This is a genomic window from Micromonospora sp. CNZ309 (assembly GCF_002846525.1).
The window spans coordinates 3806692-3821421 of record NZ_PJNG01000001.1 but is presented as its reverse complement, the minus strand read 5'-3'; the positions used below and the strand labels follow the sequence as shown (position 1 = coordinate 3821421).

Annotated in this window: 18 protein-coding genes; 11 read left to right on the top strand and 7 right to left on the bottom strand. The window is 73.6% G+C overall.

Features of this window, described 5'->3' with window-relative positions; translation table 11 throughout:
- Window positions 1-71: 71 nt before the first annotated feature.
- A complete protein-coding gene (locus tag CLT72_RS15715) occupies window positions 72-1061 on the top strand; it encodes a sigma-70 family RNA polymerase sigma factor (protein ID WP_199184577.1) in 990 nt (329 codons plus the stop codon).
- 73 nt (window positions 1062-1134) lie between these two features.
- Here CLT72_RS15715 and CLT72_RS15710 read toward each other — a convergent pair whose 3' ends face one another.
- On the bottom strand, window positions 1135-2109 hold the full coding sequence (locus tag CLT72_RS15710) for a C40 family peptidase (RefSeq protein ID WP_101412490.1): 975 nt from the start codon (window positions 2107-2109) through the stop codon (window positions 1135-1137).
- 542 nt (window positions 2110-2651) lie between these two features.
- On the opposite strand from CLT72_RS15710, the gene CLT72_RS15700 reads away from it, so the two are divergent.
- Window positions 2652-3134, top strand: a complete 483-nt coding sequence (locus CLT72_RS15700; protein ID WP_350823020.1) for a DUF6232 family protein — start codon at window positions 2652-2654, stop codon at window positions 3132-3134.
- 6 nt (window positions 3135-3140) lie between these two features.
- Here the strand turns inward: CLT72_RS15700 and CLT72_RS15695 are convergent, their stop codons facing one another.
- Both CLT72_RS15695 and CLT72_RS15690 read right to left on the bottom strand, forming a co-directional pair.
- Window positions 3141-3470, bottom strand: a complete 330-nt coding sequence (locus tag CLT72_RS15695) for a DUF3817 domain-containing protein (protein WP_101412487.1) — start codon at window positions 3468-3470, stop codon at window positions 3141-3143.
- Between the two features lie 26 nt (window positions 3471-3496).
- Window positions 3497-3913, bottom strand: coding sequence for a hypothetical protein (locus tag CLT72_RS15690; RefSeq protein ID WP_101412486.1), 417 nt, complete (start codon window positions 3911-3913; stop codon window positions 3497-3499).
- Window positions 3914-4033: 120 nt separating this feature from the next.
- On the opposite strand from CLT72_RS15690, the gene CLT72_RS15685 reads away from it, so the two are divergent.
- Genes CLT72_RS15685 through CLT72_RS15675 form a run of 3 tightly spaced genes read left to right on the top strand, consistent with a single transcriptional unit; the run spans window position 4034 to window position 5254 of the window.
- Window positions 4034-4360 (top strand): DUF6158 family protein, encoded by a 327-nt coding sequence (locus tag CLT72_RS15685; RefSeq protein ID WP_101415194.1) that lies wholly within the window; start codon window positions 4034-4036, stop codon window positions 4358-4360.
- A complete protein-coding gene (locus CLT72_RS15680) occupies window positions 4360-4680 on the top strand; it encodes a hypothetical protein (protein WP_101412485.1) in 321 nt (106 codons plus the stop codon). Before CLT72_RS15685 ends, CLT72_RS15680 begins: the two co-directional genes overlap by 1 nt.
- 37 nt (window positions 4681-4717) lie before the next feature.
- Complete coding sequence (locus CLT72_RS15675) at window positions 4718-5254, top strand: DUF1360 domain-containing protein (RefSeq protein WP_101412484.1); 537 nt, start codon at window positions 4718-4720, stop codon at window positions 5252-5254.
- Window positions 5255-5418: 164 nt separating this feature from the next.
- Here CLT72_RS15675 and CLT72_RS15670 read toward each other — a convergent pair whose 3' ends face one another.
- The 3 genes from CLT72_RS15670 to CLT72_RS15655 all read right to left on the bottom strand — a co-directional run bounded on the left by CLT72_RS15670 (window position 5419) and on the right by CLT72_RS15655 (window position 7672).
- The gene (locus tag CLT72_RS15670; protein WP_088998736.1) at window positions 5419-5628 is read right to left on the bottom strand and encodes a hypothetical protein; all 210 of its coding nucleotides are present in this window, start codon (window positions 5626-5628) and stop codon (window positions 5419-5421) included.
- 133 nt (window positions 5629-5761) lie between these two features.
- Entirely contained in the window at window positions 5762-6010 is a 249-nt protein-coding gene (locus tag CLT72_RS15665; RefSeq protein WP_199184768.1) for a hypothetical protein, read from the bottom strand.
- 573 nt (window positions 6011-6583) lie between these two features.
- Entirely contained in the window at window positions 6584-7672 is a 1089-nt protein-coding gene (locus CLT72_RS15655; RefSeq protein ID WP_101412482.1) for a 3-deoxy-7-phosphoheptulonate synthase, read from the bottom strand.
- Window positions 7673-7984: 312 nt separating this feature from the next.
- Between CLT72_RS15655 and CLT72_RS15650 the strand changes: the two genes are divergently transcribed.
- Window positions 7985-9139 (top strand): alkaline phosphatase PhoX, encoded by a 1155-nt coding sequence (locus CLT72_RS15650; RefSeq protein WP_101412481.1) that lies wholly within the window; start codon window positions 7985-7987, stop codon window positions 9137-9139.
- Between the two features lie 60 nt (window positions 9140-9199).
- The gene (locus tag CLT72_RS15645; RefSeq protein WP_101415193.1) at window positions 9200-9415 is read left to right on the top strand and encodes a hypothetical protein; all 216 of its coding nucleotides are present in this window, start codon (window positions 9200-9202) and stop codon (window positions 9413-9415) included.
- Here CLT72_RS15645 and CLT72_RS15640 read toward each other — a convergent pair.
- Window positions 9382-10122, bottom strand: a complete 741-nt coding sequence (locus CLT72_RS15640; RefSeq protein WP_101412480.1) for a phosphodiesterase — start codon at window positions 10120-10122, stop codon at window positions 9382-9384. The two genes, CLT72_RS15645 and CLT72_RS15640, sit on opposite strands and share 34 nt — an antisense overlap.
- Before the next feature lie 89 nt (window positions 10123-10211).
- On the opposite strand from CLT72_RS15640, the gene CLT72_RS15635 reads away from it, so the two are divergent.
- The 4 genes from CLT72_RS15635 to CLT72_RS15620 all read left to right on the top strand — a co-directional run bounded on the left by CLT72_RS15635 (window position 10212) and on the right by CLT72_RS15620 (window position 14710).
- Complete coding sequence (locus CLT72_RS15635) at window positions 10212-11504, top strand: M16 family metallopeptidase (RefSeq protein WP_101412479.1); 1293 nt, start codon at window positions 10212-10214, stop codon at window positions 11502-11504.
- Window positions 11504-12850 (top strand): M16 family metallopeptidase, encoded by a 1347-nt coding sequence (locus CLT72_RS15630; RefSeq protein ID WP_101412478.1) that lies wholly within the window; start codon window positions 11504-11506, stop codon window positions 12848-12850. The genes CLT72_RS15635 and CLT72_RS15630 overlap by 1 nt, the downstream gene beginning before the upstream one ends.
- 248 nt (window positions 12851-13098) lie before the next feature.
- A complete protein-coding gene (locus CLT72_RS15625) occupies window positions 13099-14124 on the top strand; it encodes an aspartate-semialdehyde dehydrogenase (RefSeq protein ID WP_088998743.1) in 1026 nt (341 codons plus the stop codon).
- A 169-nt stretch (window positions 14125-14293) separates the two neighbouring features.
- Window positions 14294-14710, top strand: a complete 417-nt coding sequence (locus tag CLT72_RS15620) for a CBS domain-containing protein (RefSeq protein WP_088998745.1) — start codon at window positions 14294-14296, stop codon at window positions 14708-14710.
- The last annotated feature ends 20 nt before the right edge of the window (window positions 14711-14730 follow it).

Below are 14730 nucleotides of genomic sequence, written 5' to 3'. Positions count from 1 at the left end.
CTCAACTGTTGTGTAGGTGTCAGCACCGGTGGGCACAGCGGAAGTTACGGGGAGGGCTGATGGACGTGGGGATGGCAAGGAACCGGGCAACCGGCGCGAGCGAGGGGACCGTGGGCAACGTGGACAAGAACATCGGCATGCGAACCGACGAGGTTGCCGAGGAGCGCGACCTGGTCGGCGTCTACCTTCACGAGATCTCCCGGACGCCACTGCTGGACGCCGCCAAGGAGGTCGACCTCTCCAAGGCTATCGAGGCCGGCCTCTACGCCGAGCACCTGCTCGGTGCGGACCGCGTCCCCGCCGGTGTCGACCGGGACGACCTGGAACGCCTGGTCGCCGAGGGCGAGCGGGCCAAGGACCTGTTCATCCGGGCCAACCTGCGGCTGGTCGTGTCGATCGCGCGCCGCTACGTCCGCTCGGGCATGCCCATGCTGGACCTGATCCAGGAGGGCAACACCGGCCTCGTGCGGGCGGTCGAGAAGTTCGACTACGTGCGCGGCTACAAGTTCTCCACCTACGCGACCTGGTGGATCCGCCAGGCGATCAGCCGGGCGATCGCCCAGCAGGAGCGCACCGTGCGGCTGCCGGTGCACCTGGTCGAGGACGTCAACCGGATGCGTAACGTGGCCCGCCAGCTCACCCGCGAGCTGGGCAGCGACCCGGAGCCGGAGCAGATCGCCACGGCCCTCGGGGTCACCGTCGAGCGGGTCAACGAACTGGTCCGCTGGTCGCAGGACACCGTCTCGCTGGACACCCCGGTGGGCGACGACGGCGACACCAACCTCGGTGACCTGGTCGCCGACAGCGACGCGCCGTCGCCGGAGGAGATCGTCCTCACCGGGCTGGAGCGGCAGCGGATCGAGGGCCTGCTCAACCACCTCGACGACCGTTCGGCCGGCATCATGCGGGCCCGCTACGGGCTCGAGGACGGCCGGGAGCACTCCCTGACCGAGGTGGCCTCGCGGTTCTCGCTCTCCCGGGAGCGGATCCGTCAGCTGGAGATCCAGGCGCTCGGCCGGCTCCGCGAGCTGGCCAGGGCCGAGGGGCTCCAGGCGGCCTGAGCAGGGTAGGAACAACGGCGAACGGCCGGCGTCCGATAGGGGGACGCCGGCCGTTCGCCGTACTCGGTCGAGGTCAGCGGACCCGGCCGTAGCCCTGGATGGGCATCAGGTTCATGCCCCGTTTGAGCACGTTGCGACCGGCGCTCGGCGCGTCGATGACCTGGCCGCCGCCGACGTACAGGCCCACGTGCCCCAGCCCGCTGTAGAAGACGAGGTCGCCCGGGCGCAGCTCGCTGCGGCTGATGTGGGTCACCGCGCCCCACTGCATCCGGGTGTTGTGCGGCAGCGACTTGCCGGCGGCCCGCCAGGCCGCCGAGGTCAGCCCCGAGCAGTCGTAGCCGTTCGGCCCGTCGGCGCCCCAGACGTACGGCTTGCCGAGCGCGCCGTACGCGTACCGCACCGCGGCGCCGGCCCGGCCGGAGACCGCCGGGGCCTGCTTCGCGCTGTCGGGCCGGGCGGCCGGCTTCTCGGTGGCCCGGCCGTACGCCTGCCGGCGCAGCTCGTAGAGCTCGGCCAGGTCGCGTTCGATCCGCTTCTTCGCGGCGGTCATCTCGCGGGCCTGTGCCGCCTGCCGGCCCAGCGTGACCTCCAGCCGGGTCTTCTCGTCGAGCAGCCGGCGCTGGTTGCCGGTGAAGTTCGTGATCTTCGCCTGCCGCTGCCGGGTGAGCTGGTCGAGCATGCCGAGCCGGTCCAGCAGGGTGTCGGCGCCGCCGGGACGCAGCAGCGCGTCCGCGGTGGTCAGGTTGCTGCCGGTCTTGTACGCGGTTACCGCCATCTCGCCGACGTCGGCCCGGCTCCGCTCGGTCTCCTGCTCCAGCGGGCCGATGCGGCTCTGCACCCGCGCCACGGCGGCCTGGTTGGCCTTGATCTCCTCGCGGAGCTTGTTGTACGCCTCGACGACGTGTTCGAGCTTCGCGGAGGAGTTCTCGATCCGCCGGGTCAGCTCGGCGGGGGACGGTTCGGCCCGGGCGGGTACCGCCGGTGCGAGCAGCGTGGCCGACACCACGGCGACCGCCAGGGCGCGCAGCGTGTTCCTGAGGGACGACAAGAGCGGAAGGCTCCTCTCCCATCGGCCGACGCGGGCTGCTGAGGCCCCCGACGACACCGGGCCGGTGCTGTCCGGGTGGACGGCGATCGACCGGGCCGGCCCGGACAACCTATCCCGGGGCGGGAGTGATGCGCAGTTGAAGCTGGGTCGAATGTTCGCGGAGTGACGGAAATTGTTGATCACCGGGGACACGTAGAGTGATCAACTTTCCCCGGCTCCTCGCGGGTCTCTGCGGCTATTGACGATTTTGCGATGATGTGTGCCATTGGTCGTTCTCGACGCATGCTGCCGGGCGCTGGTCCGTTATGACCGACAAGACCGACACGGTGGCCGGAAGCGACGGGAGGCGGGGCCGCCCGCCCCGGACGCGAGCCGAAATCGCCGTCGGGGCTGGCACGTGCGCCACACAATGAAGCGCGCAGCCGGGAATCCCGTCGACCGGCACCGACGCGAGACCGTCGACGGGAGCCGACCCGGCACCAGCCGTGGGAGGTAGAACCGTGAACCCTCAAGGCGCCACCCGACAGCCGCAGTCACCGCCGGTGACCGCAGCGAAGAACACCCTCCTCTACGCCCGACCCGGGATCATCGTCACGGTCGACCGGTTCACCGTCGGACGCAACAGCTGGCAGGTCACCGAGCTGACCCACCTGCACACCGGCCGGGGCCCGCACGACCGCGTCGCGGTGCGGGCCGTCGTCGTCACCGGCGCCATGATCGGCGGCGTCGGCCTGCTGCTCGGCTTCACCGGCGGGCTGCAACGGCTCACCGCGGGGGCGTACCTCGTGCTGGGCCTGGTGTTCCTGCTGCCGGTGCTGGTCGCGCTGGTGGGGGACCGGTGGCGACCGCCCGCGTACGAGCTGTGGGGGCGACGCCGGGGCGAGCGGGTGCTGCTGTTCAGCAGCGACGACGAGCGGCAGTTCGGCCAGGTCTCCCGGGCCCTGCGCCGGGCCCGGGAGATCAACCGCTACGGCGGCTGGGAGGACCCGCCCGCCTCGGTCGACCCGTGGCGGCCCAACCGGTGACCGGTGTCAGCCGGCGACCGGCTGCGGCGTACGCGCGGACTCTTCCGCCGTCACCCAGGAGCTGACCCGGCGCTCGGCGAAGAAGGAGACGAAGGGCACCGTGCCGGCCAGCATGACCAGGACCATCCGCTTCAGCGGCCAGCCGGCCCGGCGGGACAGGTCGAAGGCGGCCACCAGGTAGAGCATGTAGAGGAAGCCGTGCGCCTGGCCCACGGTCTCCACCAGGATCGGTTCGTCGAAGGCGTACTTCATCGGCATGCCGATCACGACCAGCAGGATCAGCGCCACGCCGACGATCCAGGCGATGACTCGGTACCGGGTCAGGGCTGCGCCCACCGTCGTCCGTCCTTTCGCGTCCGGCCTCAGCCGGGGTAGTCACCGGGCTTGGCGCCCGGGTTGTCGTTCAGCCATTGCAGGTAGTGGTTGTAGGCGGCCAGGTCGCCGTCCTCGCCGCCGTCGGCAGCCGCGGACACGCGGGCGACCCGGACGGGCCGGCGTACGACCGGGCGCGTCGCGGCGGCCTGCGGGGCGTCGGCCGGCGCCTCCCCGGGGGCGTCGGCCGGCGCCGCGGGCCCCCGCAGCGTGTGCCGGACCTCACGCCACCAGACGAAGACCACGAAGCCCGCGAAGATCGGCCACTCGACCGCGTAGCCCCAGCTGATCGCGTTGCCGGCGGCGGCCCGGCTGACCTGCCACCAGCCCAGCGCCAGGAAGCCGGCGACCAGCACGACCATGGCCACGTGGCGTGCGATCCACGCCGGGGTCCAGAGCCGTTTCATGGCATCGAGGGTACCGGGGGCGGCAGCGGTCTCCGACGCGGCGTCGTAGGGCGCTCTGGTTTGGTGTCACCGGGTGTGGGCATCCGTCTAGACGCGAGCCCAAACCAGAGCAGGGGGTCGATCATGACGGGATCGGTACGGCAGGACGACTTCGGCAGCCCGGAGCAGCGGATGCCCGAGTGGGACGGCGACCACGTCCACGACAGGGCCTCCGGCGAGGCGGACGAACCCGACGGCGGGCTGCTCGGCGTCGACCCGGCCGAGCTGGCCGACGATGACCTGGTCCGGGAGATGCACAGCCTGCACCGTACGCGCCTGGACACGCTGCGCCACGCGTCGGACTCCGCCCTCGCCAACCACCTGCGCCGCACGGCGGAGCTGGAGACCGAGTACCTCGCCCGGCACCCCGGCCGCGAGGTCGACCCGAGCCGGCTGCGGGACGCCTGATGGCGTCCGCCGAGCGCGGGATGTCCGCGCCGCCGGAGGTGGTCTTCAACACCGCCACCGACCCCGCCCGGGCGTCGGCGTGGCTGCCCGAGGCACTGCGCGCCGACGGCAGCCCGGCCGACGAGGTCAGCGCCGAGGAACTGCGCGCCCGGTGGAGCGGCGCCGAGGAGTGGTCGGCGGAGATCAGGGTGGAGCCCGCCCAGGCGGGTGGCGCCCGGATGCGGCTCGACCTCACGGGTGGGCCGGACGCCGAGCGACTGGCCGACGAGGCGCTGGACAGCCTCGCCCGCGTGGTGGCCGACAACCTGCAGGCCGGCTGAGCCGGCCCACACCAGCGAGAAGAGCAGAGGAGACCGGGTGACCGCCCTGAAGGAGAAGGTGGCGCGGCTGCGCCAGGCGTACGCGCCGCACGAGCACCGGCCGCTGGGCGGCTACCTGGCGGCGATGGGCACCTACGCCGGGGTGACCGCCGGCATCGCCGGCCTGGTCCGGGCGACCGGCCGACCGGTGCCCGACCGGCCCGCGCCGGCCGACGTGGTGCTGTTGAGCATCGCCACCCACAAGCTGAGCCGGCTGCTGTCGAAGGACGCGGTGACGAGCCCGTTGCGGGCGCCCTTCACCCGGTACGACAAGCCGATCGGCAGCGGCGAGGTGATGGAGCAGGTCCGTGACCAGGGCAGCTCCACCCGGCATGCGATCGGGGAGCTGCTGAGCTGCCCGTTCTGCCTCGCGGTCTGGGTTGCCACGGGGCTCACCGGCGGGCTGGTGCTCGCCCCCCGGCTGACCCGCCTGGTGGCGACCGCGCTGACCGCCGTGGCCGCCTCGGACTTCCTCCAGATGGCGTACGCGGTGGCCCAGCAGGCAGCCGAGAGCGGCGACCACGACGAGGACTGACGACGTACGACGAAGGGGGCCGGCTTTAGCCGGTCCCCTTCGTCGGTGCCTGTGCTTGTCGTGCGCCGTCGCCCCCGGTTGTCTCGGCTCCGCCCGGCGGCCCGGCATGCTGTCGTGGCCCTGCCGGAGCGCCGGGTCGGTCTGCGCCTGGTGGTCGCGCCGCGTCAGGTCGGGGTCGTGCCGTGGTCCTCGCCGGCCCAGCCGCGGGACGTCTCCGGCTCGCGCTCGTCGGCGTCGGCCCCGGTGATGATGTCCCGGTCGACCGCCGTACGGTCGTGCTCGTTGGCGAAGTCCGGTTCCGGCAGGGTGTCCCGGCCCCCGGGGGGTTGACCGAGCGCCGGCAACTTCTCGTGCTCTTCCTCGTGGTGGGACATCTCGCTCTCCTCACTGCTCGTCGGCCTCCGGTGCGGAAGGCCGTCCGCCCCGGGGGACGGGTGGGGCGGCGGTATCGCCCACGACGGATCGCCACGGCCCGCCGGGGCCGTGCCGGTCCCGGGCCGCCGGGCGTCAGGCGACCGAACCGCCGAGCAGGTCGGCCACCTCGTCCACGGCGTACTCGCCCTCGGGCAGGGCGGCCATGCGGGTGAGAAGCTGCGCGGGAAGTTCGGCGGCGACGGCCCGACGGTAGATGTCCGCCTGACTGATCCGCTCCTGGCCGTGGTAGAGATCCTCAAGGAGGTCGTCGAGGCGCCGGGTGTCCGGCTCCTCGGTCACGGGCGCGTCCGTCACGGGTGCGTCGTCGGTCACGACGGTCAGCTACCCGCGTCCGAACCGGTCAAACGTCACCGCCTCGCCTTCCACGGGTCCGCGCCGACGGTGCCCGCGCCAGGCCGACGGCGCCCACGCCAGGACCGGCCGATGCGGAGTCGCCGGGCTGTGACGGCGGTCATGGCGGGGGCCGGAACACCGGCGGCGGGTCGCCGGTTGAGTCAGGTGTCGGTGTGTCCAGTGTCCCCGGGCCTCACCTAATTGCCTTCGCGGAATACCGTCCGGCTGGAGCCGCGTCGTGCCACTCGCCGAGAGGCGACCTGCATACCGACACCGGTGCCGCCCCCGAGCCCTAGGGCCCGGGGGCGGCACTGTCCGTCAGCACTGTCCGTCTCCGCCTCCCGCGCCGCCTCGCCCTCCCGCACCCTCCCCGCCGTCTCGTCCGCCCGCCGTCCCATCCGCCGCTCTCCCGCCCGCTGGCCTCCCGGCGATCATGAGGTTGGCGGCAGTAATGAAGATCGACTTCGCCGCCAACCTCATGATCACCGGGGGCGGGGGCGGGGGCGGGGGCGGGGGCGGGGGCGGGGGCGGGGCGGGTAGGGGAGAGGAGGGGGGTAGGGGTCAGGCGGAGGTGGGTACGGCGGTGCGGCGGCGGGTGCGGACGGCGGCGGCCAGGTGGCTGAGGACCTCCCCGGTGGTGTCCCAGCCGATGCAGGCGTCGGTGACCGACTGGCCGTACGTCAGCTCGCGGGTCGGGTCGAGGTCCTGGCGGCCGGGGAGCAGGAAGCTCTCCAGCATGATCCCGACGATGCCGCGCTGCCCGGCGTCGAGCTGGGCCGCCACGTCGGCGGCCACCCTCGGCTGGTTGCGGTGGTCCTTGCCGCTGTTCGCGTGGCTCGCGTCGATCACCACGCGCTCGGGCAGGCCGGCCGCGCGCAGCAGTTCCAGGGCGCCGGCCACCGACTCCGCGTCGTAGTTCGGCCGGCCGCCCCCGCCGCGCAGCACCAGGTGCCCGTCGGCGTTGCCCCGGGTGTGCAGGATCGCGGGCGTGCCGGAGACGTCGATGCCGGGGAAGACGTGCGGTACGCCGGCCGCCCGGATGGCGTCGACGGCGGTGCCGATGCTGCCGTCCGGGCGGTTCTTCATGCCGATCGGCATCGACAGGCCGGAGGCGAGCTGCCGGTGCACCTGGCTCTCCACCGTCCGCGCGCCGATCGCTCCCCACACCACCGTGTCGGCGATGTACTGCGGCGTGATCGGGTCGAGGAACTCGCAGCCCACGGGGAGCCCCAGGCGCAACACGTCGAGCAGGAGGGCGCGGGCCGTACGCAGGCCGGTGTTGACGTCGCCGGAGCCGTCCAGCCCCGGATCGTTGATGAGGCCCTTCCAGCCCACCGTCGAGCGCGGCTTCTCGAAGTAGACCCGCATCACGACCAGCAGGTCGTCGGCCACCCGGGCGGCGGCTTCGCGCAGCAGGTGGGCGTACTCCAGCGCGGCGGCCGGGTCGTGCACGGAGCACGGGCCGACCACCACCAGCAGCCGGTCGTCGGCGCCGTCCAGCACGCGGCCGACCGCCCGTCGCCCGGCCAGTACGGCCGAGGCGAGCGTGTCGTCGAGGGGCAGCTCGTGGTGCAGCAGGGCCGGGGTGGTCAACGGCACGACGCGGTCGATGCGTTGGTCGCTGACCCGATCGGTCTCCGGGGTCGTCACGGTGGGAGTCCTTCCGCCGACCGTGCCCCGGGGCCGGTGCCCGGGTCGAGCCGGCTGCTCGTACGCAAAAGGGCAGGAACGGAAGCTCCTGCCCGGCCGGCTCGAATGTGGTGACGTCAGATCATGGTGAAGTCACCGGCGTGCGAGCCGGCTGCCTAAACCATCGATACGAACGCGTCACGCGGCCCAGCGTACCCGACCGTGCGGGAAGGTCCACCCGGTCGTCGGGAAAGACTCGCTTCGTGTTCACCTCCATCGATGTCTGCGACGGTAGTTTCATCGACACCGACCGCTGTTCCCCGGAGGTTCCCGATGGACCGTCGTTCCGTCCTGCGCGCCACCGTCCTCGGCGGCGCCGCCGCCTTCTCCGGCAGTCTCTGGGCCGGCGCCGCCCTGGCCGCCCCTGCTCAGCCCGGTGCCAGCCCGTACGGGCCGCTCGGCGCGGCCGACGCCAACGGCATCCAGCTGCCCGCCGGTTTCACCAGCCGGGTGATCGCCCGCTCCCGGCAGACGGTGCCGGGGACGTCGTACACCTGGCACGACGCGCCCGACGGCGGCGCCTGTTTCGTCGCCGGCACCGGATGGATCTACGTCTCGAACTCCGAGATCCTGACCACCGGCGGGGCCTCGGCGGTGCGCTTCGACGCCGACGGCAGCGTCGCCTCGGCGTACCGCATCCTGTCGAACACCAACCGCAACTGCGCGGGCGGCGCGACCCCGTGGGGGACCTGGCTCTCCGGCGAGGAGGTCAGCCGGGGATACGTCTACGAGACGTACCCGCAGGGCGGCCGGGCCGGGGTGCGGCGGGCCGCGATGGGCCGGTTCAACCACGAGGCGGCGGCCTGCGACCCGGAGCGGCAGGTCGTCTACCTCACGGAGGACGAGACCAGCGGCTGCTTCTACCGGTTCCGGCCGACCACCTGGGGCGACCTCTCGGCCGGCACGCTGGAGGTGCTGGTCGCCGGCACGGGCACCAGCGGCCCGGTGAGCTGGGCGCGGGTCCCCGACCCGGACGGCTCGCCCACGCTCACCCGCAACCAGGTCTCCGGGGCGAAGAGGTTCAACGGCGGCGAGGGCTGCTGGTACGCCGACGGCACCTGCTGGTTCACCACCAAGGGCGACAACCGGGTCTGGGCCTACGACGCGGTCGAGCAGCGCATCGACCTGGCGTACGACGACTCGCTGGTCTCCGGGACGGCGCCGCTGACCGGGGTGGACAACATCACCGGGGCCCGCTCGGGCGACCTCTACGTCGCCGAGGACGGCGGCAACATGGAGATCAACGTGATCACGCCGGCGGGGGTGGTCGCCCCGTTCCTGCGGATCACCGGCCAGTCCTCGTCGGAGATCTGCGGGCCGGCGTTCTCGCCCGACGGCAGCCGGTTCTACTTCTCGTCGCAGCGCGGCACGTCCGGGTCCTCCTCCGGGGGCATCACCTACGAGGTGCGGGGCCCGTTCCGTTCCTGACCGCCCGCCGGGCGCGATCTTGCGGCGTGCCGGAGGCGCCGATGGGGTATGTGGGCGGTCATGAGTCACGAGCAGAGCGACCAGGAACGGGTGGAGTCCCGCGCACACCTGCTGCCCGAGGAGGCGGCGGCCGGCAGCGACGACCCCCACGCGCAGGCGGAGGCCATCCTCGCCGAGTCCGACCTCCGGGAGGAGGACCGCAACGCCGCCCCCGACACCGTGCTGGAGCGGCGTACCTCCGATCAGACGGTGACCCCCATCGAGCCCCCCGACTGAGCCACGGCGCCCCGGGCCCGGCGCGAGGCCCGGTAGGTGTGCTCCCGCAGCCAGGCGATCGGGCCGACCGCCCGCAGCCCCGGCGGGAGATTGCCGATCGGGTCGAAGGCCAGCGCCGCGTCCTCGCGGGCGCTGAGCTGGGCACCGAGGCTGACCTGCCCGAACGGCCGCCAGGGCCCGACGGCGGACGCGACCGCGAGCACCAGGCGCGGCGCGTCCGCCCGGGCCGCGGCGGCGACCTCGGCCAGGCTGCGGCCCAGGTCGGGCGACTCCGGGTCGGCCAGCGCGGCCAGGAAGAGCCGCCGCCGGCCCGCACGCAACGGCATGATCGTGCTGTACGTCCCCGCGAAGCGGCGCCGGGGCAGCGGCAGGTTCCGCAGCAGCGGCGCGGCCCCGCTGGAGCTGACCAGCAGGTCGAACGGCCGGCCCGCGTCGGAGTGCAGCCGCACGGCCAGCCCCAGCACGTCCGGCCAGGCACCCGGGGTGGGCACGCCCTTGGAGAGCCGGACGGTCGCCGGGAAACGCCCCGGACCATCCAGCAGCGGCACCCCGGTCGGCGGTCCCGGCGTACCCCAGACGGCGACCTCGCCCGCGAACGAGCGGCCCGCGGGATGCAGCAGGCGGGCCCGGCGCAGCCGGGTCAGGGCGGCGGTCGCGCTCTCGACCGCGACGGCGGCCCGGTCGGTCACGGTGGCGGCAGGCGGCATGCCTCCCCGGTACCCGGCGGCCGGCGGTCGATGCCTCGCCGCGTGCGGCGCGTCCCGCTGCGCGACCCCCGATCGGATAGCGTCGTGCCATGCCCGACAGCGGTTACCCCTGGCCCATCGAGACCACCCGCCTGGACAACGGCCTGCGCGTGGTGGTGAGTGAGGACCGCACCGCCCCGGCGGTCGCGGTGAACCTCTGGTACGACGTCGGTTCCCGCCACGAGCCCGAGGGGCAGACCGGCTTCGCCCACCTCTTCGAGCACCTGATGTTCGAGGGCTCGGTCAACGTGGCGAAGACCGAGCACATGAAGCTGGTGCAGGGCGCGGGCGGCTCGCTCAACGCCACCACCAATCCGGACCGCACCAACTACTTCGAGACCGTCCCCGCCGAGCACCTCGAACTGGCGCTGTGGCTGGAGGCCGACCGGATGGGCGGGCTGGTCCCCGCGCTGACCCAGGAGACGCTGGACAACCAGCGGGACGTGGTCAAGAACGAGCGGCGCCAGCGCTACGACAACGTGCCCTACGGCGACGCCTGGCTGCGGCTGCTGCCGCTGCTCTATCCGCCCGGGCACCCCTACCACCACGCCACGATCGGGTCGATGGCCGACCTCAACGCCGCCGACCTGGCCACCTTCCAGGCGTTCCACCAGACCTACTACGCGCCGAACAACGCGGTGCTCACCGTGGTGGGTGACGCCTCGGCCGCCGAGGTGTTCGCGCTGGCCGACAAGTACTTCGGCGCGATCCCGCCGCGCGCGCAGATCCCGCCCGCGCCGGACGGCCGGACCGTCGCGGCCACCGGCCGACCCGCCGTGGAGACGGTCACCGCCGACGTGCCGGCGCCGCGCGTCTACGTCGCGCACCGCACCCACCCCTTCGGCAGCCCGGGCTACGACGTGCTGACGGTGCTCGCCACCGTGCTGGGCAGCGGCCGGGGCAGCCGCCTCTACCAGCGCCTCGCCGACGGGGAGCGGATCGCCCAGCCCGACCTCGTCGGGGCGTACGGGGTGGACCTGGCGCACGCCCCCGCGCCGCTGATCGCCACCGCCACGGCCCGCCCCGGGGTCAGCGCCGAACGGCTGGGCGCCGGGCTGGCCGAGGTGGTCGACGAGTTGGCCACCGTGCCGGTCACCGCCACCGAGCTGGACCGGGCCAAGTCCCTGTTGAGCACCTCGTGGTGGCGGCAGATGTCCACGGTGGACGGCCGGGCGGACACGCTCGGGCGCTACGCCACCCAGTTCGGCGACCCGGCGAAGGCCGCGCAGCGGCTGCCGGCCTGGCTCGCGGTGACCGCCGAGCAGATCGCCGAGGCCGCCGCCGAGGTGCTCGCCGCCGACGACCGGGTGGCCCTGACCTACCTGCCCGAGGAGAAGCCCTGATGACGCTGATCGCTGACCGTCCCGGGCCGGGCGCCGCCCGCCCGTACCGGTTCCCGCAGGTGGTCCGCCGCACGGTGGCGGGTGGTCAGGTGGTCGCCGCGCACCTGCCCGGGCAGAACCTGGCCGTGGCGCTGCTGCTGCTCGACGCGGGCGCCGGCCGCGAAGCGACCGGCAAGGAAGGGCTCGGCGCGGTGCTCGCCAAGGCCCTGGAGGAGGGGACCGCGCAGCGCGACGCGACGGCGTACGCGCTGGCGATCGAAGGGCTCGGCACCGAGCTGGTGATCGGCCTGGACTGGGACTCCTTCCAGGTGAGCGTGCAGGTGCCGGTGGAGCGGCTGAGCGCCGCCGTGGAGCTGCTCGCCGAGGCGGTACGCACCCCGAAGCTGGACCCGGACGACGTCCGGCGGGTGCGTGACGACGAGGCGACCGCGTTGCGGATGGACTGGGCCAACCCCGGCCCGCGGGCCGACGCGGCACTGCGCGCCGACCTGTTCGGCGCCGGCAACCGCTGGGGCCGCCCCATGTACGGCGACCCGGAGTCGGTGGCGGCGCTGGACGTCGAGGACGTCACGGTCTTCCACTCGGAGTGGTTCATCCGCCCCGGCACGCTGATCGTCGCGGGTGACCTGGACCGGCTGGACCTGGACGCGCTCGGCGCGACGGCCTTCGCCGGCACCGGCGGCGGGCCGGTCGAGCAGGGCGGCCCGATCGAGGTGCCGACCCGCTCCGGCCGACGGATCATCCTCGTGGACCGGCCCGGGTCGGTGCAGTCCACGCTGCGACTGGGCCACCCGTCGCCGCACCGCGCCCACCCCGACCACGTGCCGATGACGCTCGCCGGCACGGTGCTCGGCGGGGCGTTCACCTCCCGGCTCAACCACCTGATCCGCGAGGTGCGCGGCTACACGTACGGCATCCGGGGCGACTTCGCCTCGTCCCGCCGGTTCGGCCGCTTCGGGGTCAGCTCCAGCGTGCAGACGGCCGTCACCGCGCCGGCCGTCGTCGAGGCCGTCGGGGAGATCACCCGTACCCGCGAGACCGGGGTGACCGAGGAGGAACTGGCGGTCGCGCGTTCCTGGCGGGCCGGGCAGCTCTCGGTGGAGTTGCAGAGCCCCCGGGCCATCGCCGCCGCGCTGACCACCCTGGTCGTGTACGACCTGCCCGACGACTACCACGCCCGGCTGCGGGAGTCGCTGCTCGCCGCCGACGTGGCCCAGGTCTCCGCGGCGGCCGCCGCGCACCTGCGCCCGGAGGAACTCACCCTCGTGGTGGAGGGCGACGCCGCCGTGATCCGCGACGAACTCGTCGGCACCGGCCTGGGCGAACTGGTCGAGTACGCCTCCTGACCGGCCGGGGCGGTGTGACGTGCGTCGCGCCGCCCCCGGCCGGTGCCGCGTCCCGTCCGGGGGCGGCCGACGTGGATGCTGCGGTGGTTCGCCCCGCCGGCTGACGATCCTCCCGTCCCACCGGCCCTCCCGGCGGTGTCGTTTTCGTCCCGTGGCGGTTGCGGGGGTGACCACCGCGACGCCGTCGCGGCCCCGGCGGGTGGGAAAGCGTTCCCGGTCGGGCCGCCCGGCTGGGTAGCCTCGCGGGCATGAGGATCGGCATTGTGGGGGCCACCGGCCAGGTCGGTGGCGTGATGCGGCAGGTGCTGGCGGAGCGGGAGTTCCCGGCGGAGCAGGTGCGGTTGTTCGCCTCGGCGCGCTCGGCCGGGCGCACCCTGCCCTGGCGGGACGGCGAGGTGACCGTGGAGGACGCGGCCACCGCCGACTACTCCGGGCTCGACATCGCCCTCTTCTCCGCCGGCAAGGGCACCGCGAAGGAGCTCGCGCCGCGGGTCGCCGCCGCCGGCGCCGTCGTCATCGACAACTCCTCGGCGTTCCGCATGGACCCGCAGGTGCCGCTGGTCGTCGCCGAGGTCAACCCGCACGCCGCCGCCGTACGCCCCAAGGGGATCATCGCCAACCCGAACTGCACGACGATGGCCGCGATGCCCGTGCTGCGGCCGCTGCACGCCGAGGCGGAGCTGGTCAGCCTGGTCGTCTCGACGTACCAGGCGGTCTCCGGCGCCGGCCTGGCCGGCGTCGCCGAACTCGACGAGCAGGTCCGCAAGGTCGCCGAGCACGCCGCCGGCCTCGCCTTCGACGGCACGGCCGTGGAGTTCCCGGCCCCCCGTTCGTTCGCCCGGCCGATCGCGTTCAACGTGCTTCCGCTCGCCGGCTCGATCGTCGACGACGGCAGCTTCGAGACCGACGAGGAGCAGAAGCTGCGCAACGAGAGCCGCCGCATCCTGGAGATCCCCGGGCTGCGCGTCTCCGGCACCTGCGTCCGGGTGCCCGTGTTCACCGGCCACTCGCTCCAGATCAACGCCCGCTTCGCCCGCCCGATCACCCCGCAGCGGGCCCGCGAGCTGCTCGACGGCGCCCCCGGCGTGGCGCTCGCCGACGTGCCGACCCCGTTGCAGGCGGCCGGCCAGGACCCGACCTACGTGGGACGGATCCGCGCCGACGAGACCGTCGAGCACGGCCTCGCCCTGTTCTGCTCCAACGACAACCTGCGCAAGGGCGCCGCGCTCAACGCGGTGCAGCTCGCCGAGCTGGTCGCCGCCGAGCGCCGCTGACCGGCACGCCTCTCCGGGCCCCCGTCGGCTTCGGCGGGGGCCCGTCGCGTCCTCCGACGGGCCCCCGGTCGCGCCAGCACACGGCGGGCGATGGTCGCCGAGGGGCGCCTCGCGTTACCCCGTGCGGTCGGCGGGTAGACGGCGGTGCCGACACCGAGAGGGGAGCACCATGACAACGGTCGGAGAGTTCATGACGACCCGGTTGGTGACGATGGACGGCAACGACACGCTGACCGCCGCTGCGCAGGAGATGCGCGACAGCGCCATCGGCGACGTGGTGGTGACCGACGGTGACGACGTGATCGGCATCGTGACGGACCGGGACATCACGGTACGGGGTGTGGCCGAGAACATGGACCCGAACTCGACCCCGCTCAACCGGATCACCAGCAAGGACGTGATCACGGTCAGCCAGTACGACGACGCGGTGGCCGCCGCAGACCTGATGCGCACGTACGCCGTGCGCCGGCTGCCGGTCATCGACGACGGGCGGCTGGTCGGCCTGGTCTCGATGGGCGACCTCGCCGTGGAGCGGGAGCCGCAGTCGGTGCTCGCCGACATCAGCGCCGACGAACCGAACAACTGACCCGTCCGCCGCGGCGACGC

Bases quoted from the DNA above. Each gene is read 5' to 3' on its own strand.
- CLT72_RS15715 (WP_199184577.1), top strand. From the start codon at position 72: ATGGCAAGGAACCGGGCAACCGGCGCGAGCGAGGGGACCGTGGGCAAC.
- CLT72_RS15690 (WP_101412486.1), bottom strand. From the start codon at position 3,913: ATGAAACGGCTCTGGACCCCGGCGTGGATCGCACGCCACGTGGCCATG.
- CLT72_RS15680 (WP_101412485.1), top strand. From the start codon at position 4,360: ATGGCGTCCGCCGAGCGCGGGATGTCCGCGCCGCCGGAGGTGGTCTTC.
- CLT72_RS15670 (WP_088998736.1), bottom strand. From the start codon at position 5,628: ATGTCCCACCACGAGGAAGAGCACGAGAAGTTGCCGGCGCTCGGTCAA.
- CLT72_RS15650 (WP_101412481.1), top strand. From the start codon at position 7,985: ATGGACCGTCGTTCCGTCCTGCGCGCCACCGTCCTCGGCGGCGCCGCC.
- CLT72_RS15645 (WP_101415193.1), top strand. From the start codon at position 9,200: ATGAGTCACGAGCAGAGCGACCAGGAACGGGTGGAGTCCCGCGCACAC.
- CLT72_RS15640 (WP_101412480.1), bottom strand. From the start codon at position 10,122: ATGCCGCCTGCCGCCACCGTGACCGACCGGGCCGCCGTCGCGGTCGAG.
- CLT72_RS15635 (WP_101412479.1), top strand. From the start codon at position 10,212: ATGCCCGACAGCGGTTACCCCTGGCCCATCGAGACCACCCGCCTGGAC.
- CLT72_RS15630 (WP_101412478.1), top strand. From the start codon at position 11,504: ATGACGCTGATCGCTGACCGTCCCGGGCCGGGCGCCGCCCGCCCGTAC.
- CLT72_RS15625 (WP_088998743.1), top strand. From the start codon at position 13,099: ATGAGGATCGGCATTGTGGGGGCCACCGGCCAGGTCGGTGGCGTGATG.
- CLT72_RS15620 (WP_088998745.1), top strand. From the start codon at position 14,294: ATGACAACGGTCGGAGAGTTCATGACGACCCGGTTGGTGACGATGGAC.